Origin of the sequence: Spirosoma sp. KUDC1026, from assembly GCF_013375035.1 — a bacterium.
Lineage (GTDB): Bacteria > Bacteroidota > Bacteroidia > Cytophagales > Spirosomataceae > Spirosoma.
In genome coordinates this window covers 5,075,313-5,101,565 of record NZ_CP056032.1, presented here as the reverse complement: position 1 = coordinate 5,101,565, position 26,253 = coordinate 5,075,313, and the positions used below count along the sequence as shown (strand labels likewise).

23 protein-coding genes are annotated in these 26,253 nt (G+C 51.6%); 14 read left to right on the top strand and 9 right to left on the bottom strand.

Annotated features, from left to right (window positions below):
- Nucleotide 1: 1 nt before the first annotated feature.
- Nucleotides 2-766 (top strand): sulfite exporter TauE/SafE family protein, encoded by a 765-nt coding sequence (locus tag HU175_RS21390; protein WP_176568505.1) that lies wholly within the window; start codon nucleotides 2-4, stop codon nucleotides 764-766.
- Between the two features lie 644 nt (nucleotides 767-1,410).
- Here the strand turns inward: HU175_RS21390 and HU175_RS21385 are convergent.
- Together HU175_RS21385 and HU175_RS21380 are read right to left on the bottom strand one after the other, a co-directional pair.
- Complete coding sequence (locus HU175_RS21385; protein ID WP_176568504.1) at nucleotides 1,411-2,229, bottom strand: hypothetical protein; 819 nt, start codon at nucleotides 2,227-2,229, stop codon at nucleotides 1,411-1,413.
- A gap of 283 nt (nucleotides 2,230-2,512) precedes the next feature.
- The gene (locus HU175_RS21380; protein ID WP_176568503.1) at nucleotides 2,513-5,635 is read right to left on the bottom strand and encodes a putative Ig domain-containing protein; all 3,123 of its coding nucleotides are present in this window, start codon (nucleotides 5,633-5,635) and stop codon (nucleotides 2,513-2,515) included.
- Between the two features lie 229 nt (nucleotides 5,636-5,864).
- On the opposite strand from HU175_RS21380, the gene HU175_RS21375 reads away from it, so the two are divergent.
- Nucleotides 5,865-6,092: a ferrous iron transport protein A gene (locus HU175_RS21375; protein WP_176568502.1), complete on the top strand. Its 228-nt coding sequence runs from the start codon at nucleotides 5,865-5,867 to the stop codon at nucleotides 6,090-6,092.
- A gap of 68 nt (nucleotides 6,093-6,160) precedes the next feature.
- Complete coding sequence (gene feoB, locus HU175_RS21370; RefSeq protein WP_176568501.1) at nucleotides 6,161-8,275, top strand: ferrous iron transport protein B; 2,115 nt, start codon at nucleotides 6,161-6,163, stop codon at nucleotides 8,273-8,275.
- Between the two features lie 72 nt (nucleotides 8,276-8,347).
- Here feoB and HU175_RS21365 read toward each other — a convergent pair whose 3' ends face one another.
- Both HU175_RS21365 and HU175_RS21360 read right to left on the bottom strand, forming a co-directional pair.
- Nucleotides 8,348-8,512, bottom strand: coding sequence for a hypothetical protein (locus HU175_RS21365; RefSeq protein ID WP_176568500.1), 165 nt, complete (start codon nucleotides 8,510-8,512; stop codon nucleotides 8,348-8,350).
- A gap of 225 nt (nucleotides 8,513-8,737) precedes the next feature.
- The gene (locus HU175_RS21360; protein ID WP_176568499.1) at nucleotides 8,738-10,240 is read right to left on the bottom strand and encodes an NAD(P)H-hydrate dehydratase; all 1,503 of its coding nucleotides are present in this window, start codon (nucleotides 10,238-10,240) and stop codon (nucleotides 8,738-8,740) included.
- Nucleotides 10,241-10,355: 115 nt separating this feature from the next.
- Between HU175_RS21360 and rplS the strand changes: the two genes are divergently transcribed.
- From rplS to HU175_RS21345, 3 genes are all read left to right on the top strand, one after another.
- Entirely contained in the window at nucleotides 10,356-10,736 is a 381-nt protein-coding gene (gene rplS, locus HU175_RS21355; RefSeq protein WP_176568498.1) for a 50S ribosomal protein L19, read from the top strand.
- 104 nt (nucleotides 10,737-10,840) lie between these two features.
- The gene (dapF, locus tag HU175_RS21350; protein WP_176568497.1) at nucleotides 10,841-11,620 is read left to right on the top strand and encodes a diaminopimelate epimerase; all 780 of its coding nucleotides are present in this window, start codon (nucleotides 10,841-10,843) and stop codon (nucleotides 11,618-11,620) included.
- 64 nt (nucleotides 11,621-11,684) lie between these two features.
- On the top strand, nucleotides 11,685-12,605 hold the full coding sequence (locus HU175_RS21345) for a bestrophin family protein (protein ID WP_176568496.1): 921 nt from the start codon (nucleotides 11,685-11,687) through the stop codon (nucleotides 12,603-12,605).
- Here HU175_RS21345 and HU175_RS21340 read toward each other — a convergent pair whose 3' ends face one another.
- Complete coding sequence (locus HU175_RS21340) at nucleotides 12,606-12,914, bottom strand: rhodanese-like domain-containing protein (RefSeq protein ID WP_176568495.1); 309 nt, start codon at nucleotides 12,912-12,914, stop codon at nucleotides 12,606-12,608.
- A 180-nt stretch (nucleotides 12,915-13,094) separates the two neighbouring features.
- Here HU175_RS21340 and htpG point away from each other — a divergent pair, with 180 nt between their 5' ends.
- Nucleotides 13,095-14,924, top strand: coding sequence for a molecular chaperone HtpG (gene htpG, locus HU175_RS21335; RefSeq protein ID WP_176568494.1), 1,830 nt, complete (start codon nucleotides 13,095-13,097; stop codon nucleotides 14,922-14,924).
- A 1,051-nt stretch (nucleotides 14,925-15,975) separates the two neighbouring features.
- Here htpG and HU175_RS21330 read toward each other — a convergent pair.
- Entirely contained in the window at nucleotides 15,976-16,605 is a 630-nt protein-coding gene (locus HU175_RS21330) for a DUF4126 domain-containing protein (RefSeq protein ID WP_228724237.1), read from the bottom strand.
- A 54-nt stretch (nucleotides 16,606-16,659) separates the two neighbouring features.
- Entirely contained in the window at nucleotides 16,660-18,159 is a 1,500-nt protein-coding gene (locus HU175_RS21325; protein WP_176568493.1) for an ATP-dependent RecD-like DNA helicase, read from the bottom strand.
- A 196-nt stretch (nucleotides 18,160-18,355) separates the two neighbouring features.
- Between HU175_RS21325 and HU175_RS21320 the strand changes: the two genes are divergently transcribed.
- The 4 genes from HU175_RS21320 (at nucleotide 18,356) to coaD (ending at nucleotide 20,897) form a co-directional block, all read left to right on the top strand.
- Complete coding sequence (locus HU175_RS21320; RefSeq protein WP_228724236.1) at nucleotides 18,356-18,742, top strand: CBS domain-containing protein; 387 nt, start codon at nucleotides 18,356-18,358, stop codon at nucleotides 18,740-18,742.
- A gap of 127 nt (nucleotides 18,743-18,869) precedes the next feature.
- Nucleotides 18,870-19,370, top strand: coding sequence for an NUDIX domain-containing protein (locus HU175_RS21315; protein WP_228724235.1), 501 nt, complete (start codon nucleotides 18,870-18,872; stop codon nucleotides 19,368-19,370).
- A 72-nt stretch (nucleotides 19,371-19,442) separates the two neighbouring features.
- Nucleotides 19,443-20,333 (top strand): DUF3822 family protein, encoded by an 891-nt coding sequence (locus tag HU175_RS21310; RefSeq protein WP_228724234.1) that lies wholly within the window; start codon nucleotides 19,443-19,445, stop codon nucleotides 20,331-20,333.
- A 111-nt stretch (nucleotides 20,334-20,444) separates the two neighbouring features.
- Entirely contained in the window at nucleotides 20,445-20,897 is a 453-nt protein-coding gene (coaD, locus tag HU175_RS21305) for a pantetheine-phosphate adenylyltransferase (protein WP_176568492.1), read from the top strand.
- Between the two features lie 15 nt (nucleotides 20,898-20,912).
- Here the strand turns inward: coaD and HU175_RS21300 are convergent, their stop codons facing one another.
- Nucleotides 20,913-21,608, bottom strand: coding sequence for an NUDIX hydrolase (locus HU175_RS21300; protein WP_176568491.1), 696 nt, complete (start codon nucleotides 21,606-21,608; stop codon nucleotides 20,913-20,915).
- Nucleotides 21,609-21,777: 169 nt separating this feature from the next.
- Between HU175_RS21300 and HU175_RS21295 the strand changes: the two genes are divergently transcribed.
- The 3 genes from HU175_RS21295 (at nucleotide 21,778) to HU175_RS21285 (ending at nucleotide 24,235) form a co-directional block, all read left to right on the top strand.
- Nucleotides 21,778-23,016, top strand: coding sequence for a hemolysin family protein (locus tag HU175_RS21295; protein WP_255433078.1), 1,239 nt, complete (start codon nucleotides 21,778-21,780; stop codon nucleotides 23,014-23,016).
- 63 nt (nucleotides 23,017-23,079) lie between these two features.
- A complete protein-coding gene (locus HU175_RS21290) occupies nucleotides 23,080-23,391 on the top strand; it encodes a hypothetical protein (protein WP_176568489.1) in 312 nt (103 codons plus the stop codon).
- Nucleotides 23,392-23,815: 424 nt separating this feature from the next.
- The gene (locus HU175_RS21285) at nucleotides 23,816-24,235 is read left to right on the top strand and encodes an ester cyclase (protein ID WP_176568488.1); all 420 of its coding nucleotides are present in this window, start codon (nucleotides 23,816-23,818) and stop codon (nucleotides 24,233-24,235) included.
- Between the two features lie 124 nt (nucleotides 24,236-24,359).
- Here the strand turns inward: HU175_RS21285 and HU175_RS21280 are convergent, their stop codons facing one another.
- Nucleotides 24,360-26,135 carry an ABC transporter ATP-binding protein gene (locus tag HU175_RS21280; protein WP_176568487.1) on the bottom strand — a complete coding sequence of 592 codons (1,776 nt, stop codon included), beginning with the start codon at nucleotides 26,133-26,135 and terminating at the stop codon, nucleotides 24,360-24,362.
- Nucleotides 26,136-26,253: the final 118 nt, after the last annotated feature.

Here is a 26,253-nt window from a genome sequence, read left to right as displayed (position 1 = left end):
AATGGATTATGAGTTGATTGGTACGCTTTGTGGCTTTGCGTTTGTGGCCGGGTTTATTGACGCGATTATCGGTGGGGGCGGGTTAATTCAAACGCCAGCTATATTATTCAGCCTGCCGCAGTATCCGGTCCCGGCGCTGATTGGCACGACAAAAATTCCGTCGCTGGCGGGGAGTACAATGGGCGCTTTTCAGTATAGCCGACGCGTAGCGGTTGTCGGGCGCTTTATCGGCCCCATGATGGCGATTGCGTTTGGGGCGTCCTGGCTGGGTTCACTTACCCTGACGCTCGTGCCCAACTACTTTATGAAACCGCTGGCGCTGGTTATCCTGATCGGGGTTTTTATCTACACGCTCACCAAGAAAGACTTTGGCCAGATGCCCCTGCGCGTAGTATCGCCCCGGCAACAACAGATACGGATGTGGCTAATGGGAGCTATCATCGGTTTCTACGATGGCTTTTTCGGTCCGGGAACGGGGAGTTTTCTGGTGCTGGGATTTATTGCGCTGATTGGCTTCGATTTTCTGAAAGCCAGCGCCCATGCCAAGCTGGTCAACGCGTCGACCAATCTGGCCAGCCTGCTGTTTTTTGTCAACAAGGGCGTGATTCTCTACTCGGTTGCTATCCCGATGGCCGTCGCCAATCTGACGGGGGCGTTCCTGGGTGCCCGGCTGGCCATTCTGAAGGGCAACTCATTTATCCGAATCTTCTTCCTGATCGTCATTGCGGTTACGATCCTGCGCTTCGCCTGGGATTTGTGGCGCTGACTGGCCCCTGATTCATCGCGCGTACGAATCGCTCAAACTGGGTTCGCTACGAATCAAGAAGTACATAAGTTATCTCGAATGTTGTCTCTGAAAGCGGCCGAAGACAGGCTGGGATGATTTAGATTTACGTTGTTATAATCGCCCGTACTTGTCTGTTCGTGATAAAAAAGACCCAGGCCGTCGTTAGGGTTGATTATTAAGATGGCTATCTGCGACGGATCGATATACTAAAGTACAGCTCGACAAAAGAGCCGCCAATAATCTCCCTGAATAGGCGTTTTTTGAAACGGTATTTTGCATGAAGTTTGTACTTTGGCTAACATAACATCACTTATACAACAGTAATCATGTCGAAACTTCCTTACGCAAAGTATCTATTCAGCATTTGGGTAGTAGCCATAACGCTAGCCTTGGTAGCCAAGTTTATCACCGCAAATGCGCTTGTTTTGATTCCCTTGTCACTGGGTCTGTATTGGATTTTTGTACGAGGCTTCGCCAAAATAAAGGGCCTTCACTAAGCACAGGATATCAGTTTATTCCCTTTACATAAAGTTAGTTATAGAACGAGTCTGGGAAATGTACAATGCTTGAGTGTAGATCAAAATAGTCATACGTTGTACTTTTTGAAGCGATGTTGTATTTACTTAGAAGGTTTCGTAAGTAAAGGTTATTTGAGCAGTAATCTTTCGCCCACCATCTGAAAAGTCAGTTTGTTGAACAGGTAAGCCTTGACTGTTGTACTTATATCGACTGGGAAATATTTGTGTGACATATTTTGTTTCTGTGACGTTGTTTCGACTGTATTGCTGAACCGCCCAGCGATAACCTTCAAGCTGGCCTCCAGATGATGTTGCCAAGCTATACGGTGTTATCAAGCCGTAGTAAGGATTTGGCTTATCATCATACGTATAAAAATATGGATAATTAATCCGGGATGGGGGGCCTGGAGCTTCAGTGGTAATATTATCGCCGGTGTATTCGTAACTGAAATATCCGCCAACGAATCCATCGAGCGCTGCCCTCTGGATCAGGGTTAACTGATTCGTTGCATCAAAGAAGTAGTGTCTATAGTAAGCGAAGGACTCAACCCCATTTGGAAAAAAATACGTCACGGTGGTAAAATCCTTACTGTTTGGCTTGAAAAGAAAATCGACGCGTTGGGCATAGCTGTTGCGAAGGGGGGTAGACGTGGAAGGTCCGGGTCGATACTCAAACTGCTTATAGCGATTCTGGTCATCATACAGCACTGACCCTACACTGCCGTCTTCGCGGGTGAAGGAGACGAATCGGTTGTGGACATCATAGTTATACTCAACCCTACTCCCCGATACACTATCATTGGTCGCTTTTAAGCGAAATCGTAAGGGTGATGTGGGTGGTTGCAGTTGATGATCAGAGCACGTAGCCAGAACAAAGCCTAACAGTATTAATCCTACTAAATTACCAAGTGCTTGATAGCTCACCTTAGAATCAGATAAATTATACACAATAGTACAATAATTATACTGTATTGATAAGTATTTTGAATACCTAATCATTTATATGCGATTAATATCGTTGCCTTAAACGGGTAGTCATTACTGTTGTATAAGTGCCATTACGTTGGTCAAAGTACGTTTTTACTTATACGTTGGCAATCTCAAAAAAACCTCCTTTAGAGAAACACAAATCATCCCGAACGCTTGCCGTCCACCCATGGAGACAAGATTCGGGATGATTTGTGTTTTTGACTAACGAATAAACGGTTTACTGCCGAATAATTTTTACTGTTTTCTGCTGCATATCGGTACCAACGTACAGTAGGTAAATACCTGGCGAATGCCCGACAGAAACCCGCTGGCGACTGGTGCTGTCGTTCGTTTTAACATACTGGTCGCTAATCAATGCCCCCCGGCTATCCAGTACGCGGAGTTGCAGCGATGGACCTTGTACACCCGTTACATTAAATTCGACGAACTCGCTTGCCGTTGGGTTTTCCAGGACGATGACCTGCAACGTGACGTCGGCTGCGGCTAAGCGGGCACCCGCTGAGCAGGGGGCCGGGCGTACCCACTCCAGCGTTACCTCCGACGCTGGTTCGCCAACGTAGCGGGCCCGCAGCGTGAACGGCTTGACATCACCGGCGGTGCGCAGGTCTTCGTTAAACGGATGGGTCGGGTTGGTGCTCCAGCCCGTGATTCCCGGCACCGAGTAATATTCTACCGTTTTTCCCGGCGCTACGTTGACCACCTGAAAGGTAAAGATGCCCGTTGCGCAGTTATAAGCTGGTTCAACTAGTCTGAAATTGCCGTTGGTAGCGCCACAGGCACCCGGTAGGTCGAAGGTGTAGCTGACCGTTGTGCCGCTTTGTGTAGCCTGGATAACAATCGGTTTGGGGTCGGCCCGCAGTTCGGCTTCAACAATACCAGATGCATCCGCGGGGGTAGTGCGGGCAATGCCGATGGCGAAATACGTTACAGGCGTGCCATCACCTTCAACGGTCCGGAACGTAATGGCGCCTGTTCCGCAGTCATATAACGGAGCAATGAGCGCCAGCGGACGCGTGTTCCCGTTGGGGGCTACCGTCAGGGTAAACATCGCCTGCGCCGATAGATTCCCGGCGTCAGTAGCCACGATGGTTACGGGGAATGTTCCGGCCTGCGTAGGTGTGCCGCTGATCCGTCGGTTGGCAGCGTCGAATGTCAAACCGTCGAGCAGACCTGTAGCCGTGTACGTCAGCACGTCGTTGTTGGGGTCTGAGAAGGTATTGGCTGGGAACTGGTACGCGAAATACGTGCCGCGCTGGGCAAACTGGTTTTCGATAGGGATAGCCAGTACGGGCGGCTGGTTGCCGTTGCTGCCCTGGCAGTATGCCCGGAAATCAAACAAATACGTCACTTCGCGACCGCTCTGCCGTGCTTTCAATAACACCGTTTTTGAGTTTTGATCGGCCAGGACGGGCGCGTCCAGAAACTGGTTCGGGTTTGGATTCCAATCGGTAATGCCGATGCCCTGATACTCAATGCGGGAGCCGTCTCCGCCGGTTGTCTGGTACGTCAGGGCACCCGTCTGACAATTAAATAAAGGCTGTACCAGCGCCAGCGGCTGACCAGTCGCGATGGCTTGAATGGCCTGGTCGGCCTGCACAAAACCGTAGCCGGTCCGGTAATCAAAGCCTACGTCAAAACCAGGCGTGAGCGGGTCGTCCATGTCCAGCGCCGTTTCTTCCAGCAGACTTAGTACGCTGCTAGGAGCGAGGCTATTTCCGGCGCGTTCCTGTAGCAGCGCAGCAACGGCCGCAACGTGGGGGGCCGAAGCCGACGTACCGAAGAAGTTAGGAAAGCCGTCGCCTTCAAAGTCGTCGCCAAAAAAGGTGTTATTGCCGCCATTAGGGCCGGTAAGTTCCGGTTTACGCCGGGTGATTCCCGTAATCCCGTTGATCCGAGCACCCGTCGTGGTAAACAGCGTTGGTGTGCCCCCCGCCGACGAAAAATCTTCGACAAGCGCCGTGGTGAGCGAAGAATTGAAGGCGGGGGTGTTTGTGTAGCGAGCGGCCGCCACGGCAATGGCCCGGCTGGCGTTGCTGTGGCCGAACGTGGTTGAACTCTGGGTATCGTATTCAACATCAACGGTACTGCCGAAGTTGATCCATTTGATCAGCCCTGGATCGGGACCTTCGTATTTGACGAGGACAAGGTCGATGCTGATCGGGGCGTTTGAGGTATTAGCGTACCCCGTAATCTCAACCGGGTCGCCCCCAATGTTGGCGTTCGCTGCCGACAAAAACGGAATCAGCATGCCGTTGTAATACACCAGCAGATCCATGTCGGTACGTGCTCCGGCCCCGCCACTGACCGACGCGAAGGGATCATCCCATTGAAAACCAATAATGACCTGACCACCGGCCGGAATCGTAATACGCTGGTAAATGTCTCCTCCGCCGAAATTATGGGCGTTGCCCAGCAGGCCATAGGTTGGATGAGTTAACTGACCACCGTTCCGGTACGTGCTCTGGTAGGACGATCGCCCGGAGTTGCCTGCCGAGGAGAAATACGTTACGTTGTTATTCGTCACGACGTCATCGACGGCCTGCGCAATAACGCCATCCTGAAAAAACGGCTCCGCAAAGTAGCTGACGTCGTCAACAATAATGTTGCAACCCGCTGCGGCCAGGTTCCTGATGCCCTGCGCAAATCCAGCCTGACCCGTAAACGCAGTATTGAACGCAATAGCGGCTCCCTGTGCTACGTCGTGGACGATCTCGGCCATCGCCCGGCCTTCATCGGATGCGTCGGGTTCCCGATACTCTTCCAGTACCTGAACAGTGGCAGGCAGATCGCCCGAGGCAACCCCCGCAGCCGCACCACCCCGTGCGTCATACGAATCGGAGAGAATCCCAATTTTAGACCGGGTTCCTGTCAGGCCATACCGTTGCCGGGCAAGATCGGATTTCTGGGCCTTGTCGCCCTGCGATGTAACGCGCCCTGCGCTATGGACTGGCTTATAAGCAGGCCGGACAAACCGTAGTGCGGGAATCGTTTTGAGGATATTTAACTGATTTATCGGTATGTATCCGAAAACCAGCTGGTTATACGCTCGTCCGTCCGTTAGCCCCAGCCCCTGCAACGCCTGTAGGAGGGAATTAGCGTCCCAGCCAGGAGCGGCCACCGCTTCGATGGCAATACGATCTCCCCGCATCTGAAAACGGGTCAGTTTGTCGAGCCCCCGAACCTCGGAAGGAACAGTAGCCGAGTTACCACCAGGAACGTTTAACAGGTCGGTGGTGAGCCGGGCTGTTTGGGCTGCTGCCTTACCAGGAGGCTGGGCCTGAACACTACTGACCAGAAGAATGAACAGGAAAAAGGAAAGGCGCTGTAGTGGTTGTAGCATAGATTGATAAACGTGACTGCGTAAGAAGGAGTGAACTACAAAAGTAATCGGAATAGAAGACGGGCGGAGGGGAGAAAGGATTGCGTCCGGATTCACCTAGCCAATGGTCCGGGCAGCCAGCTTTTTTGCGAAAATGTTTGCTCCGACAAATTTTCTGGCGTAATCTTGTGTTAATTAAATTGAATCTAAATAAGGCGCGGGTCGAGGTCTGCCGGTCAGAAGCCAGTATATGAGTAAGCGTAGCGTAGCTGATTTAAAAATTGGAGAACGGGCCACTATTCAGTCGTTCAGCGATCAGATTATGTCCCTGAAACTGCTGGAAATGGGCTGTCTGCCCGGGGCTGAAATCTGTCTGCAATGCAAAGCTCCATTGGGAGATCCACTCTGCCTGGACGTATCAGGCTACTGCCTGTCGATGCGCAAATCAGAAGCCGCTACGATTCTGATTGAGAATTAACCGTTTGCTGTTGTACTGTTTGCTCAGTTCCAAACCGGTAAACGGTGCGCTGTAAACCGTAAAGTAAATTGAAATCGTCGCCTACCATCGCCCTCATTGGTAATCCCAATGCGGGAAAATCGTCTTTATTTAACCAACTGACGGGCCTGCGTCAGAAAACAGGAAACTTCCCCGGCGTCACCATGGACCGCAAGTCCGGTACGTGGGCGGTGAATGAACAGATCAGCACGACCGTTGTCGATTTTCCCGGTATCTATTCCGTTTACCCCAAGTCTCTCGACGAACAGCTCGTAACGGACATCCTGGCCAATCCAGGTCATCCTGATTATCCGGACGTTATCATCGTTGTCGTTGACGCATCAAACCTGCACCGAAACCTGTTGCTGTTTACGCAGGTTGCCGATCTGGGCGTGCCGACGGTACTGGCCCTGAACATGCTCGATGTAGCCAGGGAACAGGAGAAAGACGTCAACGCGACCCGGCTGGCCATGCGCTTGGGCGTGCCGGTCGCCCGGATCAACGCCCGGACCGGAGAGGGGGTCGATTCGCTGAAAAAAGCGGTGCAGGGACAATTAACCGAGCCCATCTACGCTGAGAAACTATTTTTTGATCCTGCCGACGAAGCCCGTTCGCTGATCGAGGAAACCCGCGAATCCTATCATCTGGATAACAACTATCTGACCCTGCAGTATCTGATTCAGCACGACGGTTTTACGTTCCTGAATCAAGAGCAACGGGTAGGTTTGGACGCTCTTATCGACCGGCACCAGTTTCAGGAAACGCCGTTTCAGGCTAACGAAACCATTACGCGCTACAAACGTATTGCCACTATTGTTGCCGAGGCTGTTACTGAAAAGCGACCGCGTAACCAGGTCACCTGGACCCAGAAACTGGATCGGGTGCTGCTGCATCCGGTCTGGGGCTACGCTATTTTCGCGCTGATCCTGCTGCTGATCTTTCAGGCAATCTTTGCCTGGGCCGAACCGTTCATGGATGCCATCGATTCAGGCGTAGCCTGGCTGAACGGCGAGCTAAAATCCCGGCTTCCCGGTGGCCCGCTGACCGATCTGTTAACCGACGGAATCCTGGCGGGGATAGGCGGTATTCTGGTATTTATCCCGCAGATTGCTTTTCTGTTTCTGCTGGTCTCGCTGCTCGAAGAGTCGGGCTATATGTCGCGGGTGATGGTAATCATGGACCGGATCATGCGCAAATTTGGTCTGAATGGACGTAGTGTAGTGCCGCTGATTTCGGGTGTGGCCTGCGCCGTCCCCGCTATTATGACAACCCGGAGCATCGGTACCCGGCGCGACCGACTCATTACGATCCTGGTTACGCCACTTATGAGCTGCTCGGCCCGACTGCCGATCTACACGATCTTTATCGCGCTGGTAGTACCAAACCAGCGGGTGCTGGGTATTTTTAACCTGCAGGGCTTTGCCTTGATGGGGCTGTACCTGCTGGGCCTAGTGAGTGCCCTGCTGTCTGCGGCTGTTCTGAAACTGATCCTGCGTACTAAAGAACGGAGTTTCTTCATTATGGAGCTGCCTACGTTCAAGCTGCCCCGCTGGAACCATGTCGGCATTACGGTCTGGGACAGCGTTCGCTCGTTTGTCTGGGAAGCAGGTCGGGTCATTCTGGCGATTTCTATCGTCCTGTGGGTCCTGGCGAGCTACGGTCCTGGCAATTCGATGCAACAGGCCGAAGATCGGGTACGGCAGGAAAATAAAACGCTGGCTGACGAAGATTTACAGAATTACATTGCCTCGGAGCGGCTGGAGTCGTCCTACGCCGGTCGGTTTGGGCACTTTATCGAACCAGTTATCAAACCACTGGGTTACGACTGGAAAATCGGTATCGCCCTGCTCAGTTCTTTTGCCGCCCGCGAGGTGTTTGTCGGCACTATGTCCACTATCTATAGCATTGGCGACGGCGATGAGGAAGGCGTCACGATCCGTGAGCGACTTAAACAGGAACGTAATCCGGAAACTGGTGGACCGATGTACACTACCGCTGTGGCCTGGTCACTGCTTATTTTCTACGTTTTTGCCATGATGTGCATGAGCACGCTGGCCGCTACCCAGCGTGAGACCCGTAGCTGGACCTGGCCAGCCGTGCAGCTGGCATTTATGATGGTTCTGGCTTATGTATCAGCCTTCGCTACGTACCAGATTCTTCGTTAACTGAACTTCATATACGTAATAAAGCCCGCTGGTTATGGCCAGCGGGCTTTATTACTAAACAGTATAACTGATTTACCAGAGCAGCCCTTTCGAGATGAGCGGGTAAATAAAATGGTAGGTAATGTAGGTTAGCAGAGCAATCGTCAGGCCGCCAATAACTGATGTCTGATCAAGACTAAAACGATTCTGGCGAGATGACCGGACGGTACGCCAATCCCGTTGTGCAGTAGGTTTCATAGGATACGTAGAAAAACAGGATAAGTGTGTCTACCACGTAAACAAATTTGAGACCGCGTTACGTATAGTGCCGTTTAATAAACATCTGGTTATCAGAAATAGCCCAAGAGTCTGATTAGTCGATCCTTAATAAAAAGCAAGTGCTGAAAACTGAATAGGTCAATAGGGTAAAAAATCAACAGAAGTGTGGCAGAATATCTACACTACGGCTATAGAGATCATGCGCTAATTCCAGCGTAAGGCGTCAACAATATCCGAGGCTGTCATACCGATCTGGCCGTGCTGGCTCGCTACCCGGTCTCCTGCCAGCCCGTGTGCATACACGCCCAGCACTGCCGCTTCAACTGGGTCGTATCCCTGCGCTAACAAAGCTGTCAATACGCCCGTTAAGACGTCGCCAGTGCCACCTGTGCTCAGGCCAGGATTACCCGTGCTATTGAAATGCACTTCACCATTGGGCGTAGCAACGGCTGTATGGGCGCCTTTCAGCACAACTACGACCTTGTATTTCTGCGCAAACTCGCGCAGCATGGCCAGTTTCTGATAATCGTCTGTCCAGGTGCTAGTCAGACGTTCGAATTCTTTGGGGTGGGGGGTCAGTATGCTGTTGGGCGGAAGCTGCTCCAGCATTTCCCGGTTCTTCGACAGCAGGTTCAGCGCATCGGCATCAACAACCATTGGCTTTTTCAGACCGGGCAGCAGCTCACGGAGCATCGCTAACGTTTCATCGGCGGTTCCAATGCCGGGGCCAATGCCTACCGTTGTGTAGTCAGCCGGGGGGGGAGTGTCTACTTCACTGGCCCCCGTCAGGACATGCTCGTTCGTGTCGGGGCGGCACATAGCTTCCGGAACGGCCGTTTGCAGGACGGAATAACCACAACCCGGCGTCTGGACCGTAAGTAAACCAACCCCCGAACGCAGGCAGGCCCGAGCCGAGAGAACAGCCGCTCCTATCTTTCCGTAACTCCCCACAAAAAGCAGCGCTTTACCAAACGAACCTTTGTTCGAGTAGCGGTCGCGTTTGTGGAGCAATAGCCTGGCTTCGTGCGGTTGGGTATAAAAATAAGGCGTGGGGGCCAGGTCGATGTAGCGTTTATGCAATCGGATATCGACCGTATGCCAGTCGCCAACATACTTACCGTTCGATGGCAGCAGAAAGGCCAGCTTGGGCAGCTGAAACGTAACGGTATGGTCGGGTTCAATAATCGTATCACCCTTTGCGTTGGGTTTGTCAGTATACAGGCCGCTGGCAATATCAACCGACACGACCATCGCTGGCGCCCGGTTAATGGCTTCGATCGTGTACTTGACGATGCCTTCGGTGGGGCGGGATAAACCAGAACCCAGGATCGCATCGATGATGACGTCGTTATGACGAATGGGTGGAATGTCGCGCGAGTATTCCAGGTAATGAACGTTCTCTGTAATGAGCTTGAGCCGCCGGTGGTTATGCATGAAGTCGTCGGACTCGCGCGGGGCGTAACGAACCACAAAAACGTCGACGGGGTATTCCCGCTCCAGCAGCAGACGGGCAATCGCCAGGCCATCCCCCCCGTTATTTCCTAGGCCGCAGAAGATCTTGGTGGCGGTGGTGCTGGGGAAGTTACTGACGAACCAATCGACAAAAGCGAGGGCAGCCCGCTCCATTAAATTCAGGGGGGCAATGGGTTCATTTTTGATGGTCGATTGATCGAGCGCGTGAATCTGGTCGACATTGAGGATTTTCATACAGGAAAGCGCGATTTACATAACGTAATTTTGCAAAAGTATTTTCTCCCACCGAGAAGTTTGCTATCTTTGCGGCTCATTTCGCAAATAGTTTTCCGGCGATATATATAAGGTCATGAGCGAGTTAATTAAATTAGTGGAGGCAGACAACGCGCAGCGTCGCGCCGAACTGCCTAATTTCCGGGCGGGCGATACGGTGAACGTTCACGTCAAAATCCGCGAAGGAAATAAAGAGCGTATTCAGGTATTTACGGGCACGGTTATTCAGCGCCGGAACCCAAGCAGCGGTGGCGAAACGTTCACCGTGCGGAAAGTATCGAACGGTGTTGGTGTGGAGCGGATTTTCCCGCTGCTGTCGCCAAACGTTGACAAAGTTGAAGTTGTACGGATGGGTAAAGTTCGCCGGGCTCGGTTGTTCTTCCTACGTGGCCGTCAGGGTAAAGCTGCTCGTCTGAAAGAGCGTAAGCCAAAAGTTAAAGTAGCAGCAGCGGCTTAAGCGCCCGTACCCGCAAAAAAAATCGAAAAGCTGTCTGAGAAGACGGCTTTTTTTGTGTCTATTGGTGTTGCAACTTTGTAACTCTACCATAAGCTTGCTCCAACGTGACTGTTGATTTCTTCAAATACCAGGGTACCGGCAACGATTTCGTCATGATCGATGACCGCGGGAACCGTTTTCCCGAACATGATCAGGCGCTGATCGAACGGTTATGCCACCGGCGGTTTGGTATCGGTGCCGATGGGCTCATTCTGCTACGTAATGATCCGGACTACGATTTCCGGATGATCTACTTCAACGCCGACGGGGCCGAGGGCAGCATGTGTGGTAACGGCGGCCGGTGCATAGTTCGGTTTGCGTACGATCTGGGGCTGTTCTCGGAGAAAACACGCTTCATCGCCGTCGACGGTGAGCACACCGCCACTGTTTCCGACGATGAGGTGTTCTTGAAAATGAGCGACGTCAGCGGGATTACTCCACGCGATGGCAAGACGTTTCTGAATACGGGCTCACCCCACGTGGTAGAGTTTGTGAGTGATCTCGATTCGCTGGACGTAGTGAAAGAAGGCAGGGCGATCCGCTACAGCGATACGTTTGCGCCCGGAGGAACCAACGTCAACTTCGTCGAACCTTTGGCGGACGGAACGCTTTACGTTAGAACCTATGAGCGGGGCGTTGAGGACGAAACCTATTCCTGTGGAACGGGGGTAACGGCCGTAGCGCTGGCCGCCAGCCAGCAACTGGCTGTAGCAGGGCCGGTCGCTATCAAAACGATTGGCGGGAATCTGCGGGTGTCCTTTGCTAGGCTGGCTGATACGCAGTTCAATGATATTGAGTTGATTGGTCCGGCAAAACGAGTGTTCACGGGACAAATAAACCTGTAACGCATTCGTTCTTTAAAAGATCTACACCAAACCCCGCCTGAGGTGACTGCCTTGGCTCCCCTGCATGATCACCTATAGAAAGACCGACTGGATCAAAGCAATCTGGTATTTCCACACCGGAGAAACGATCATTTCGCTGCTGAAGCGGCTTCTTATCGTGCTGGTGTACGTCACTTTTGTGACTGTATTTGAAATCTCCTATTTGCACCAGCGGTTAACCAACACGCCTACCGAGTTCTTCTCAGCTCTGGGGATTCTGTTGAGTCTGCTGCTCATTTTCCGTACGAACACGGCGTACGATCGCTTTTACGAAGGCCGAACGGCCTGGGGAAGTCTGGTAAACAATTGCCGGAACCTGGCTGTGGCCATTGATGCCATACTACCGGCTAACCGGCAGGCCGAGCGGTATTTCTTTACGAAGACAATTGCCAATTTTCCCTTCGCGCTGAAAAATCACCTGCGCGACAACCGGATAATTGAAGAACTGGAAGTTACCGACAGCTTCGACGAGATCAAACGGTTTGATCATTTGCCCAATGCGGTGGTGGTACAACTCCGGAAACGGGTAGAAGGTCTCTATCGGGAGGGGGTCATTACCGACGCTCAGCTGATTAACCTGAGTGATATGCTGCTGACCTTTCTGAACGTAGCGGGGATCTGCGAGCGGATCAAAAGCACACCCATTCCATTCTCCTACAGCTTCTTCATCAAGCTCTTTATCCTGATCTTCGTCACGTTGCTGCCGTTTTCCATTCTGGAAGTGTACGGATACATCACCATCCCGGCCGTACTGGTCATGTCATACGTACTGATTGGGCTGGAAATGATCGGAGAAGAAATTGAAGAACCTTTTGGCACTGAGCAGAACGACTTGCCTCTGGACCAAATCTCCCGGAACATCCGGATTAACGTACACGAAATCTTTAATGTTGCCCTGCCCAAGCAGGATAAGGCCCCCCAGCGTAACTTTACAATCGTTACGTAATTAGTCTTCGGCTTCGATGATGCCGCCCCGCAGGTGGTAAATTTTCTTGTTCTGCAAATGGGGCTGGCGCAGAAAATCTTTGGCTGCTACCCGACTGCGGACGCCGTTGGTGCAGATCGCAATCAGCGTATTGTAATCCTGAAACTCCGCGCTCCGGTTTCGTATGTCGGAAAGGGGAATGTTCAGGCCACCAATGTTGAATTCCTCGAACTCCCATTCGTCACGCACGTCGATAACGACCGTATTGGGTTGCTGGCGAAGCTGTTCCAGCTCAGGTAGAGAAATGTCGGTGTACGAATGAGTAAGCATACATTGGTACAACAGCCGTAGTCTGCTCCCCGTTCGGTCTTTTGTGCAGGAAGTCTGCCGAATCAGGAAGGGTTGCAGGGCGGATGAGATTTTAACTCTGTCAATGTGTCAGCCGGGAGGTATCTGGAACAGGATTTGTCCAAGGGCTACTACTAACCAATTCCTTTCTAAGTCATAGCTATGGAAGCCGTACAAAGCGAAAAGGGGCAGATCTCGATCCATACCGAGAATATTTTCCCGATCATTAAAAAATTCCTGTATTCAGACCACGAAATTTTCCTGCGTGAGCTGGTCTCCAATGCGGTCGATGCTACGCAAAAACTGCGTCAGCTGGCGTCGTTTGGCGAGTTCAACGGCGAACTGGGCGATCTGAAAGTAACCGTTTCGCTCAACGAAGAAGCCAAAACGATTACGATCAGTGACAATGGCGTCGGGATGACGGCTGATGAAATCAAGAAATACATCAACCAGATTGCCTTCTCCGGCGCCACCGATTTCCTGGAGAAATATAAGGACAAAACCGACGATAAGGGGCAGATCATCGGCCACTTCGGACTAGGTTTCTACTCGGCGTTTATGGTGGCCAGTGAAGTGGAAATCGTCACTAAATCATACCGGGAAAACGCTGAGGCCGCTCGTTGGGTGTGCGACGGATCGACGGAGTTTGAGCTGACGCCAGCCGAACGTACCGAACGGGGCACCGACATTATTCTGCACGTTGCCGAGGATTCTGAAGAGTTTCTGAATAAAGCTCGTCTGCGGGGTATCCTAGACAAATATGCCCGGTTCCTGCCCGTAGCCATCGAGTTCGACGGCGAAACGATCAATAATACGGCCCCCATCTGGACCAAATCGCCGTCTGATCTAACCGACGAAGATTACAAAAACTTCTACCGGGAACTATACCCGATGAGCGAAGAGCCGCTGTTCTGGATTCACCTGAACGTGGACTATCCGTTCAACCTAACTGGGATTCTGTATTTCCCCCGCGTTAAAAACGAACTGCGTTTCCAGCGGGAGAAAATCCAGCTCTATAGCCGCCAGGTATTCATTACCGATGAGGTGAAGGACGTAGTGCCCGACTTCCTGATGATGCTGCACGGCGTAATCGACTCGCCCGATATCCCGCTGAACGTATCGCGGAGCTTCCTGCAGGCCGACTCGAACGTTAAAAAAATCAATGGATACATCACCCGGAAAGTCGCCGATAAACTGAACGACCTGTTCAATCAGGACCGCAAAGCGTTCGAAGAGAAGTTCGACGACATTGGTTTGTTCATCAAATATGGTATTCTGAGCGACGAAAAATTCTGGGAGAAAGCCAAAAACTTCGTACTGCTCAAAAACACGGAAGGGGAGTTCAGTACACTGGACGAATACCGCGAAAAAACGCAGGCCAACCAGACGGATAAAAACGATACACTGACCCTGCTTTACACCACCGACCGGAAACATCAGGACGCTTATATCGAATCGGCGCGTCGCCGAGGGTACGATGTGCTGCTGATGGATAACGTGATTGATGCACACTTCATCAACGCCCTCGAGTCGAAGCTGGAGAAAGTACGTTTCCAGCGCGTTGATGCTGATACGCTCGACAAACTGATCGACAAAGGACTGGCGAACGAAAGCGTTCTATCGGAAGAGGATAAAACGAAGCTGAAAACGGTATTCGACGAAGTACTCAATGATAAAATGCTGACCGTAAGCGTTGAAGCGCAACCCACCGACGAACTGCCCGTAACCATTACGTTGCCCGAGTTCATGCGCCGGATGAAGGACATGTCGGCCCTGTCGGGTGAGCAGTCGTTCTACGGCAACCTGCCGCTGGGCTACAACGTCGTTGTAAACGCCAATCACCCGCTGATCGGAAAAGTCTTGGCCGAGCCAGAAGGTGATTCACAAAAGGCGCTGGTAAAACAACTGTACGATCTGGCCCTGCTGTCGCAGAATATGCTGACTGGCTCCGACCTGACCGCCTTCGTGCGTCGGACGGTCGCTACGTTGTAGTTGAATAGAGTATTCGAACGAACGCAGAAGCCCCATCAGATTTTCTGATGGGGCTTCTGCGTTTTTATTTGTCATTCCAGCGCCAGGAACGGGCTACCGGGGGGATATACACTAGTTGTGGATACAGGTCATGCTTACTAGTGATCTGGCTGAGCGCTTTAGTCTGACATATCACCAGTAAAAGCATCTTGCCTTGAACTTGGAGCCGATGCGGTGAACTGACAACAGTTTTTTGCCTTCATGCCCGCTACTGAGCAGGTAGCTAAGTCAGCAACCACTCTGGCCGATTCAAGGAGTAATACAAAAAAGCGGGACTACTATAGTAGAGGATCGGGCAGCTTGTATTATAGTATGAAGTGAGGACATGCCAATTATGGCAGCGCTGATGGTTACTATGTTGTAAGCGGCTTCTCTAAAAGCGGTGATCTATACGATACCGCACTTAAAATTAATGTTGGGGCACGGCCATGACCAAAATTAATTTTCTTCAAATTGGGCTTGTTTGTCTATGTTTTTTTTTGTTCGGTTGTCCTTCCGACAAAGCCAAACTGTACACACTTGCTGGCGGTACACGAGGTACCTGGGAATGGATCAAAACAACAAGCCCTACCCGAACAAATACACCACAAACTCAAGGCTACAGTCAGCAGTTATCGATTGGGACCGATCAGAAGGGTAATGTAGCCGTCTTCTTTAGGAACGATTCGATTCAACGACTACTATACGAGACACAAACTGACATCAACCATGTTTCAGCGGACATCAACGACCAGAGTTTGATAATTCAATACGGGCAGGTAGGGTCTATTAAATACGTAGTTCCTAATGGCCAAAACTCGACAACTCTTTTTGTTGGGGAAGTATTGAACCCATACACCGCGCAGGCTGATACTATTCAACACCTGTACCAAAAGTCGAATAAAAAGCTTTATCCTTTCTAGCTCATGCTAACAGGGTCAGAAGGCAGTGAGACAAAGTAAAAACGTCTCCCGTTATATCTATGATGCGTCATACATTGTCTATACGTCGGCACGATTAAGAACAGTCAATGTCAGTTAAGATTCGTTGGGCTGCGGGGGACGTTCGTAAATGTACCCGCTCCCCGTTTGCCGCGTGTGAACCAGACTTTGCGTTTTGCGGCCAGCTGGCTAATAACAAACACGAGGAGTATACCGATAACGGCGGCAGCAATCAACGGGAGCAGGATCGTTAAAATAGACAGAATAACCGAAGCGGCATTCTCTCCAGTAGCCAGTACCGAATTCGCAACGCCCCCGGTTGTAGCGGTTGACCCCAGGCGTAACAAACTGGTGCCGGCCTGCACAATCCCGGCCGAGCCACCCCCAACGATCAGCCCCAGCCCCCACTGAATAACCGGCGAGTCGATGAAGAGAAAGGACGAACTGAGAATTGTACCGGCGATGATCGACGCGGGCGTCGCCAGCGTATCCAGGAAATTGTCGAGCCAGGGAATGTAATACGAACCAACCTCGAAAATCGTCGCTACAGACAGACCCACCAGCGCTGGCCAGCCACTGAGCCACTCAAATCCGGCCATCGTGTGAACAATACCCAGCTTGGTAGCGAGACTGGCCAGAAGCAGGGGGACAAATACCCGAAAGCCGCAGCAGGCCGCCAAACCAACGCCAATACAGGCGCTCATAATCCAGTCGATAGACATACCAAAATCGTTGTGTATAACCCTACCTCTAACTGGTTTTTGCGCCCAACGGTTTTAACCAAAAAACTGCTGATTGAAATTCATCAGGTAAGCTTCGTCCGTAGCGCGGGTCAGGGCCGTATACAGCCAACGCACGAATTCATTGTTGACCTGGCCATCGGGCAGGAAGCCCTGATCGATAAAGACCGCGTTCCACTGACCACCCTGCGCCTTGTGGCAGGTCAGCGCATAGGCAAACTTCACCTGTAACGCATTGAGGTACGGATCCCGACGGAGAGCTTCCGTTCGTTCTTTCTTGCTCTTGATGTAGAAATAATCACGCTGCACGCTTTCGTAGAGTGCCTTGTACTGATCTGACGTCAGCGACGGGACAGGTGAGTACAACGTATCGAGCAGAATCTTGGCGTCGAAATCCGGCTGATCTTCGTAGTCGACCAGACGCAGCGTAACGGTGGCAAAGCGGAAACCGTGCATTTCTTCCTTGTTCCGAATCTTCAGCACCTCGGCAAATTCACCATTGGCCAGAAAACCCGCGGGCGAATCGTCGTCCAGTACCGTATAGTTGTTCCGGGCAATCATCAGCATATCGCCGGTGTCGAGCTCGTCTTCGCACTGGTCGATCATACGCCGGATAAACTGGTTATACTGTACCGCCGTTTTATTTGACCGACACAGAATGACGGTGTTTTCGCGGCCGTATTTATTGTAAGCGTACTGAATGCCGTCTTCAAGCTTGTTCAGCGGCATTTTATAGATGTCCCCAAAAGAACGCACGTTCAGTCGGATGTCGGGCGCGTCGAGCTCAGGTACCGTTGGCCTGTCGTTCAGCAGGGCGTCGAAGCCCACGGCTTTAGGAGTCGCGTCGCTACGCTCGGCATCGCCCAATAGGACGCGCAGTTCCGTAGCGTTATAGAGAATGCCCGATTCTTCATCCTGGCGCATAACTTCAGTCAGCTCCTGTTCGAAGACGGTCATGTCGAACGAGCTAGCCAGGAAACCACGATCCAGCGCGGGGCTGAGTTCACGGCCAACGGGGGGGAGCTGCGCCGTATCGCCCACCAGCATCAGTTTATTACCGGGGTTTTCGAATACGTAATCAATCAGGTCGGTCAGAAGACCTTTGCCACCAAAGTCGGCTTCGTCGGAGATCATGGATGCCTCGTCGACAATAAAGAGCGTGTCTTCGTGGTAGTTTTTCTGCCGCTGAAACGCCAGCGTACCCGAACCCGGATCGGCCACCTGCCGATAAATTTTGCGGTGAATGGTCTGGGCGGGTTTTTTGGCGTAGTTCGACATCACCTTGGCGGCCCGACCCGTAGGCGCCAACAGGATGGATTTGTAGCCAAAGCGGGGCAGTACTTTAATGAGGGTACCAACCAGCGTCGTCTTACCGGTACCGGCGTAGCCACGTAGCAAAAAGCAATCCCGGTATCGCTCCTGCTCCTCCGGTGTGATGAACGTACTAATCTGATCAAAGAATTGTAACTGTCCGGGAGTGGGTTTGAAAGGAAAGCGTTTGGCCAGTAACTGAGCCGCCGACAGAGTATCGTTCATGCATCTAAGTTACGAAAAAAGGGGCAGAATATGAAGGATATCTGATACTATCAGAAGCAGGATCGCGCAAAGAAAAAAAGTGGATACCCGTGTTTTTTGTATTTCCTTTTGTCTACTTTCACTTTTTATAAACCTTTAATAATCAACGAATATACGTCAAATTCTACAGGCTAAATCTGTAAATGCACTTTACTCGGTGTCATCCCGACAGACCGTATTGGCCGCCCTTGAGTTAATGGCGGAAAAAAACATCGGGGCCGTACTGGTTGTCGATGCCGGCAAACTAACCGGAATCTTCTCCGAACGCGATTACGCCCGCAAAGTGATCCTGAAGGGACGCCACTCAAACGACACCCTGATCGAGGACGTAATGACCCGCCAGGTGATCACGATTGAGCCCCAGCAGCGGCTGGAGGAATGTATGGTCATTATGTCGGAGAAGCACATTCGCCACCTGCCCGTTATGGAAGAAGGCGAACTGCAGGGAATAATATCCATCAACGACGTTGTGGCTGCCATTATCCGGGATCAGAAAATCCGGATCGAATCGCTCGAAAGTTACATTTCGGGCAGTCCATACTAGTTCGGATCGCTCTGGCAGTCCCCGTTTTCACGGGGCAGTCACCTGGTGCACGCAGCCGAATACACGATTCCCATACGCCCAACGTCGTAAAACCGCTACCTTTGCAGTTCTAACTAGTGACGTAACTGTGACGAAGGTACTTGACAAGCCCCGGGAAGAGGTGTTGAAACTATATGGTAATCGGCTTCGGCTGCGTGTGTGTGGCCTATACTGTGAAGACGATAAACTGCTGATGGTACGCCATCGCGGTATCAATCCTTCTGACACTTTCTGGTGTCCGCCGGGGGGCGGGGCACAGTTTGGCGAAAAGGCACCCGACGCGCTGGTCCGGGAGTTTTCCGAAGAAACCGGCCTAGACGTAGAAGTCGGGGAGATGCTCTTCGTCAACGAGTTTATGTTGCCCCCGCTGCATGCGCTGGAGTTGTTTTTTACCGTCCGGGCGGTGGGCGGTTCCCTGCGGATGGGCCTCGATCCCGAAATGGGCATCGACGAGCAGATCATCGAAGAAGTGCGGTTGATGACGTTTGATGAAATTAAGCAGCTGCCGGCTGAAGAAGCACACGCCTTGTTTCAGTACTGCAATTCGCTGGATGATGTTTTTCGGCTGCGGGGTTACCTGGGGCATTAATTCTTTTGGTCGTTTCTGCTTTTTAAGTAGCTTGCCTGCTTCGTTCGAAAGTCAACCCCCTGCCGCCCCGTCGTGAAAACCGCAGATATGCTCACCCCGACCATACTAATTCGTGCTGACTCCTTTGAGCCGACTCAGGTTGGGCAGTCGGTGCTATGCCTGGAAATTGGGCGCGACCGGTTGCGGTTCATGGTGCAGAACAAACAGCGGGAGGTGGGGTATCTGGAAGAATACACCTTTCCGTCGATGCTGACCGAGCGTCCGCTCACGGAAGTATTGCCCGAGGTCTTCCAGAATCATCCGGTGCTATCCGCCGGGCCGTGGCAGGAGATCCGGATTTCGCTGAATTCCCCTTCGTTTACGCTGGTCCCTCAGCCATTATACCGAAAAGAGTATGCCGGTAGCTACTTGGCGCTGATGCGGGGGAGCGCTTTACCCGCTCACGAGTTTGCGCAGGCGCATTTGCACGAAAACGAAGGATTTTTGTCGGTATTCAACCTGTCGCACCCGCTGGCTGACTATTTCGCGGAGATCTATCCGCTGCAGCCGCTTCGGTTCGTGCACCAGACCAGCGCCCTGATTCAGGCGACGGCCGATCTGGACAAACGCTCGCTGACCCCGCAGGGTGTATGGCTATATTTCGAGGATGAGTTTGTCACGGTCATCTGCCGTCAGGACCACAAGCTGCATTTCTGTAATCGCTTTGGGTATAAGAACCCGCAGGATCTAACGTATTACATCCTGTATGTACTGGACGAGCAGCAGATGAATCCAGCGGAAGTGCCTGTTACGTTATACGGCGAGATTACGCCCTTTGCCGATTCTTTCGCTGAGTTAAGTCGTTTTCTGGCCCACCTGTCGTTTGGGCAGACACCACCCAGCCTGCGTCTGGACAGTGCGTTCGACGACGTACCCGAACACCGCTACCTGAGTATGTACGGGCTGACACTGCTGACAACCTAGCTGCCAACCGAAGAAAGTAAGCGAGAAACGAACGAAGCCGCGAAGATGCTGCGGTCTGTTGCTGGTTTACGTTTATTCTCTACCGTTCTTTGTGCTCCTTATTTCAGCTCTATGAAAAGAATTGCGTTGTTTCCCGGCTCGTTTGATCCGTTTACGAAAGGTCACGAAGATATCGTGCTGCGTGGGTTGAAGCTGTTCGATGAAGTCGTTATCGGGGTTGGGCGAAACGCACGTAAGGAGCGTTACTTTCCATTGGATCAAATGATGGAACTCATCGAAGGGGCCTTCCAAGCTCATCCGGCGGTACGGGTGATCAGCTACGAGGATCTGACCGCCCGGGTTGCCCGCAATGAAGGCGCTAAATTCCTGCTGCGGGGGCTGCGCAATACCACCGATTTTGAGTACGAGAATGGCATCTCCCAGGTTAACCGTTACGTATACGACGAAATAGAAACCGTTTTTCTAATTACGTCCCCCGATCTGGCCCCTATCAGCTCCAGTATTGTACGGGATCTTCACCGCTACGGACAGCCGGTCGATACGTTCCTGCCTTACAAGCTTTGACCAATAAACTCATCGTTACCCGATGAGTTTATTGGTTTCGTCGATCACATAGCGAATGGAACTGAACGAGTTTGTCAGCGCTTTTTTGGTTTGCCGCTGATCCAGCCAGGCTAGCTGCTCAATATCCTCGTCTTCCTGAGGAGCCATGTTCCGGTCGTCCAGGACGCTCATCAGGTACCATTTGGTGCGCTTCAGGATGCGGTTGCCGTTTAGCTTATACGTGTGCCAGGTCGTGCAGATTCGTTCGCCTACGGCAACCCGGACACCGGTTTCTTCTTCCACTTCCCGGGCGGCTCCCTGCCGCGACGATTCACCGTCGTCCAGTTTGCCCTTGGGCAGATCCCAGACACTCCGGCGGAACATCAGCAGCATTTTTTTATTCTTGATCACTACGCCCCCCGCAGCTTTAATGATCTTGAAGGGCTTTTTGATAGCCGTTTCGCAGTCGGTTTTGTTAAGACAGGAAAGCGTAACCGAAAGTAAATCACTGATAGCATCCGTTTGCAGGAGGGTCAGGAGTTTGGCAATCAGGGCAGGGGTAGTGTTTAAGATCAGGAGGTGACCCTGCAGCGCTTCGGGCTTCAGGGTTTCCAGCCGGGCGTCAACAATCTGGTCGTAATCCCTCAGCGGTTTGCTGTCTGTGGGGGCAACTTGCTTAGCGGTTTTGGCGCCAACGAGCCGAATGGGACGGTCGTTCAGAAAAACAATCATTGGAACAGGAACGGTTCGAACTGTAAAAGTAATGAAACCGGCGTTTTGTAACACGAGCGATTGAGTAGGAAACCTGACCGGTTTCTTTATTTTTGCGCTGGACAACCTCATTCCCTTTGTGGAGATTCTCATAATATTCGTGTTGACATTGCTGAATGGAGTTTTCTCCATGTCAGAAATTGCACTGGTTTCATCACGTCGGTCCAAACTAGAAACGGCGGCCAAAAACGGCGACCGCCGGGCGCAGGTAGCCCTCGATCTGGCGAACTCCCCCAACCGCTTCCTGTCGACGGTACAGATTGGTATCACACTCATTGGTATTCTGTTGGGTATTTTCTCCGGCGACAAGCTAACCGACGACGTACAGAACGCCGTGGTGCAGGTAGAGATATTACGTCCCTATGCCCATACGGTGGCCGTGGTGCTTGTTCTGTTGGTCCTGACTTATCTGTCGCTGGTGTTAGGCGAGCTGGTCCCCAAACGGATTGGCCTGTCGAATCCGGAGGGGATTGCCAAAACGGTGGCCGCACCCATGATTTTGCTGTCGAAAGTAACATCGCCCTTTATTACGCTCCTGACGTTTTCCAGCGATCTTCTGCTCAAGATTCTACAGGTCCGGCCGAATGAAAGCGCGGTTACCGAGGAAGAAATCAAGAGTATGATTCAGGAGGGAACCTCCGGCGGAACGATTGAAGAAATCGAGCAGGAAATCGTTCAGAACGTATTCCAGTTAGGCGACCGGCGTATTACGTCGCTGATGACTAACCGGCAGGAAATTGTCTATCTGGATCTGGATGACGACCTGGCCGAAAACCGGGAAAAAGTGCTGCAATACAAACACTCGGTTTTTCCCCTCTGCCGGGATGGCGTCGATGACGTAGTCGGGCTGATTTACTCGAAAGACTTTCTGGGGAAAGATCTTGATACGGAACTGCTGCGGCTGATGGAGATCAAACGCGATGCCCTGTTCATTCCCGAAAACAACCGGGCCTATCAGGTGCTGGAACGGTTCCGGGAGCGGAAAATGTACGTCGGTATCATTGTCGATGAATATGGCGGTATTCTGGGTATGGTGACGCTGAACGACATTCTGGACGTGCTGGTGGGCGACATTACCGACGATGCCGATGATGAGCACGAAATCGTTGCCCGCGAAGACGGCAGCTTCCTGATTGATGCGCAGTTGCCTTTCGATGAATTTGTTGCCTACTTCGATATTGTCATCAGCGCCGAGAATCGCCGAAATCTGACCGGGTTCGATACGCTGGGAGGCTTTGCCCTGCACATTCTGCAGGATATTCCCCAGACCGGCGAAACATTTGTGTGGCAGCAGTTCAAATTCGAGATCGTTGACATGGACAAAAGCCGGATTGATAAGATCCTGGTTCGCCAGCTCGACGAAGAGTAAGATTCTTTAGAACAGGAGGGTGCCTCAGCGCGTTATGGGTTCAGAACTAAACTCAATGTACTCATGCGCTTATTCATTCCTGATTCCAGCGATTTGACAGGCGGTAGTTCTCGGTACGTCAGCACCGGTATGGATGTTGATCCGACTGCCGATGAGGAAATCATCAACCAACAGGCAGGAGAGCAGTATCCTAAACCCGTAGAGGACCCCGCGAAAATCGCGCCCGACGATCTGTCAGCCTCAATTGCCTACGCATTGGACGGTAGCGGCCCCGGCCCTACTCATGACACTCCGAACGTATCTGGTCATAAAGTAATCTCCGAGGGCATCACTGGTGCCAGTCTGGAGGATGAAGAAGATGCGATGCGGGTGTAAAACAAGTCATACGTTGTTACAGCGAAATGGGCATAAACCGACGAGTTTATGCCCATTTTCTTTCTCTGAAAATCTGTAGTCAGAAATCACTTCTGGCGGACAAACTGGATGGCGGGCGCACCCGCCCCCTTTAGCCAGGTGCAGCGGGAGTTTTTTTGGGCCGTGACCGTTTTCTTCTCAATCACATACGATTCCGGATTCGAGTCCCAGTCGACGTTAGGATTGTCGCGGTAAATGATAGCCTGATTGCTAAAAAACGACTACTTAAATAAATGGTTATGAACCGACGATTGGACGAGCTTCTGTACTGACGTTACGCTTATTTATGTATTTGTGTCATCAGCAAAGCGGCTAAAATAACTGATCCGCCAAAACAGATTGTCTTAGAAGGTGTTGTATGACTACATTGTAAACAACAATCAGCATGAGTAAAGAGACAAACATTGCGGCCCAGAAACGATTTGGTGAAGCCGTCAATACGGGAAATCTGGAGGAGTTTTATGAATTGGTGGCTGAGTCGTCCGTTGACCATGACCCGGCTCCTAGTCAGGAACCCGGCCCCAACGGATATATTGTCTTTTTTACGATGATGCGTACGGCCTTTCCAGATTTTAAGCTGACTGTAGAGCAACTTGTGGCCGATGAAGATAATGTAGCCTTTGCCTATACGGCAACGGGTACGCACAAAGGAGACTTTATGGGCGTGGCTCCAACCGGGAAAGCAATCAAGATTCGGGGGATGCAGATCAGCAAGTTCGCAGACGGGAAAATGGTTGAACGCTGGGGTAGTTCCGACGAGCTTGGTATATTAAAGCAAATCGGTGTAGCACCCTCCAAAGCCTGAATAGTATCAGAACCACAGTTGCGAAGACAGACATCTGCTCTGTTCACAGCTGGCAAATGGCGCATAAAAAAGGAGCCCGGTAAAGTTTACTGGGCTCCTTTTTTATGGTATCTGATTAATTCCGTTATACAACCTCCTTGTACTGCATCCGGTAGAGATTAGCGTAGAAGCCTTCGCGCTGAATGAGCTCTTCGTGGTTACCCTGTTCGACAATCTGTCCTTTGTCAACAACGATGATTTTGTCGGCTTTCTGAATCGTTGACAATCGGTGAGCAATGACAACAGCAGTACGTCCTTTCATTAGCTTGCTAATGGCGTTCTGAATCATTTCCTCCGTTTCGGTGTCGACCGACGAGGTCGCTTCATCCAGGACGATGATACGTGGGTTCTGTACCATGGCTCGAACGAATGAGATCAACTGCCGCTGGCCCACCGAAATGGTGGCACCCCGTTCCATAACGTTGTAGCTATAGCCGCCAGGAAGCCGCTCAATAAACTCGTGTACCCCCACGAGTTTGGCCGCTTCAACAATTTTCTCTCGCGTAATGCTTTGATCACCCAGCGTAATGTTGTTCTCGATGGTATCCGAGAAGAGGAATACGTCCTGAAGAACAACGCCGATGTTCCGGCGGAGATGCCCCAGTTCGTAGTCATGAACATCGACACCATCGACCTTAATTTCCCCCCTGTTGATGTCGTAAAACCGGCTGAGCAGATTAATAATCGATGATTTCCCTGCACCGGTGGCACCCACAAACGCGACAGTTTCGCCCGCTTTAACGTCAAATGAAATGTCGCGCAGGACGTAATTTTCATCGTTGTAGGCGAACCAGACGTGGTCGAAGGTTACGTCACCCCGAATCGCTTCGGGCGCGTAGCTGCCATTATTGACAGTGTATTCATCGCTATCGAGCAGTTTCAGAATACGATCAGTACTCACAATCCCCATCTGGAGCGTATTGAACCGGTCAGCCAGCATCCGGATGGGGCGGAAAAACAGGTTGATGAACATCACAAAAGCGGTGATGGTACCAAAGGTTACATCCGAGTCAATAACCTGCTGCGCGCCATACCAGACAACCAGTCCAACGGCCACCGCCGAGATAATATCCGCTACGGGGTAATAAATCGAGTAGTACCAGATCGACCGGATATTGGCCTGCCGATGTTCGTCGTTGATCGATTGAAACTTTTCGGCTTCGATTTTTTCGCTGCCAAAAATCTGGACAATGTTCATCCCCGTAATGTGCTCTTGAACAAACGAATTCAGGTTGGCAACGGCCGTACGTACTTCATTGAAGGAGTGCTTGATCTTCTCCTTAAACACGTACGTACTGAACAGCATCAGCGGAATCGTCGACAGACTGATGGCCGACAAACGCCAGTCGGTATAGAACATTACCGCAATGATCAGAACCAGTTGCAGAATGTCGCCTGCAATGGCGGCCATACCTTCACTGAACACATCGGCCAGGGTTTCAACATCGGAGATAGAACGGGTGACGAGTCGGCCAATCGGTGTGTTGTCAAAGAATTTTAGCCGTAGGTTGATGATTTTCCGGTAGAGCTGTACCCGGATATCCCGGATGATGTGCTGGCCCAGCCAGCCCGACAGGTACGTATTGGAAAACTGAACGATGGCCTGAACGACCAGTACGCTGATCATGATAATCAGCATCTGCGTGAGCCGCGTGTAATCACCCATGGCAATCACGTTGTCGATGGTATAGCGAATCAGCAGGGGAGAGAGGGGGGCCAGACAGGCCGACAACAAAATGATGCTAACCAGCAGGTAAAAGCGGCCCTGGTAAGGCTGTATAAAATCATACAGCCGACGCAGGATTACCCAGTCGAAAATGCGTCCGGACGGTGATCCGTCGCTTTTTTGTTCTTGGCTCACGAGGAAATGTAATAATGACGAGTCTGAAAACGTAACAGGATTTTCCCGGCGAACGTTTCAGCGCGGGCAGAATCGGCCGATAAGAACGAGTATCGGGCTGTGTGCTACGAAGGATGAC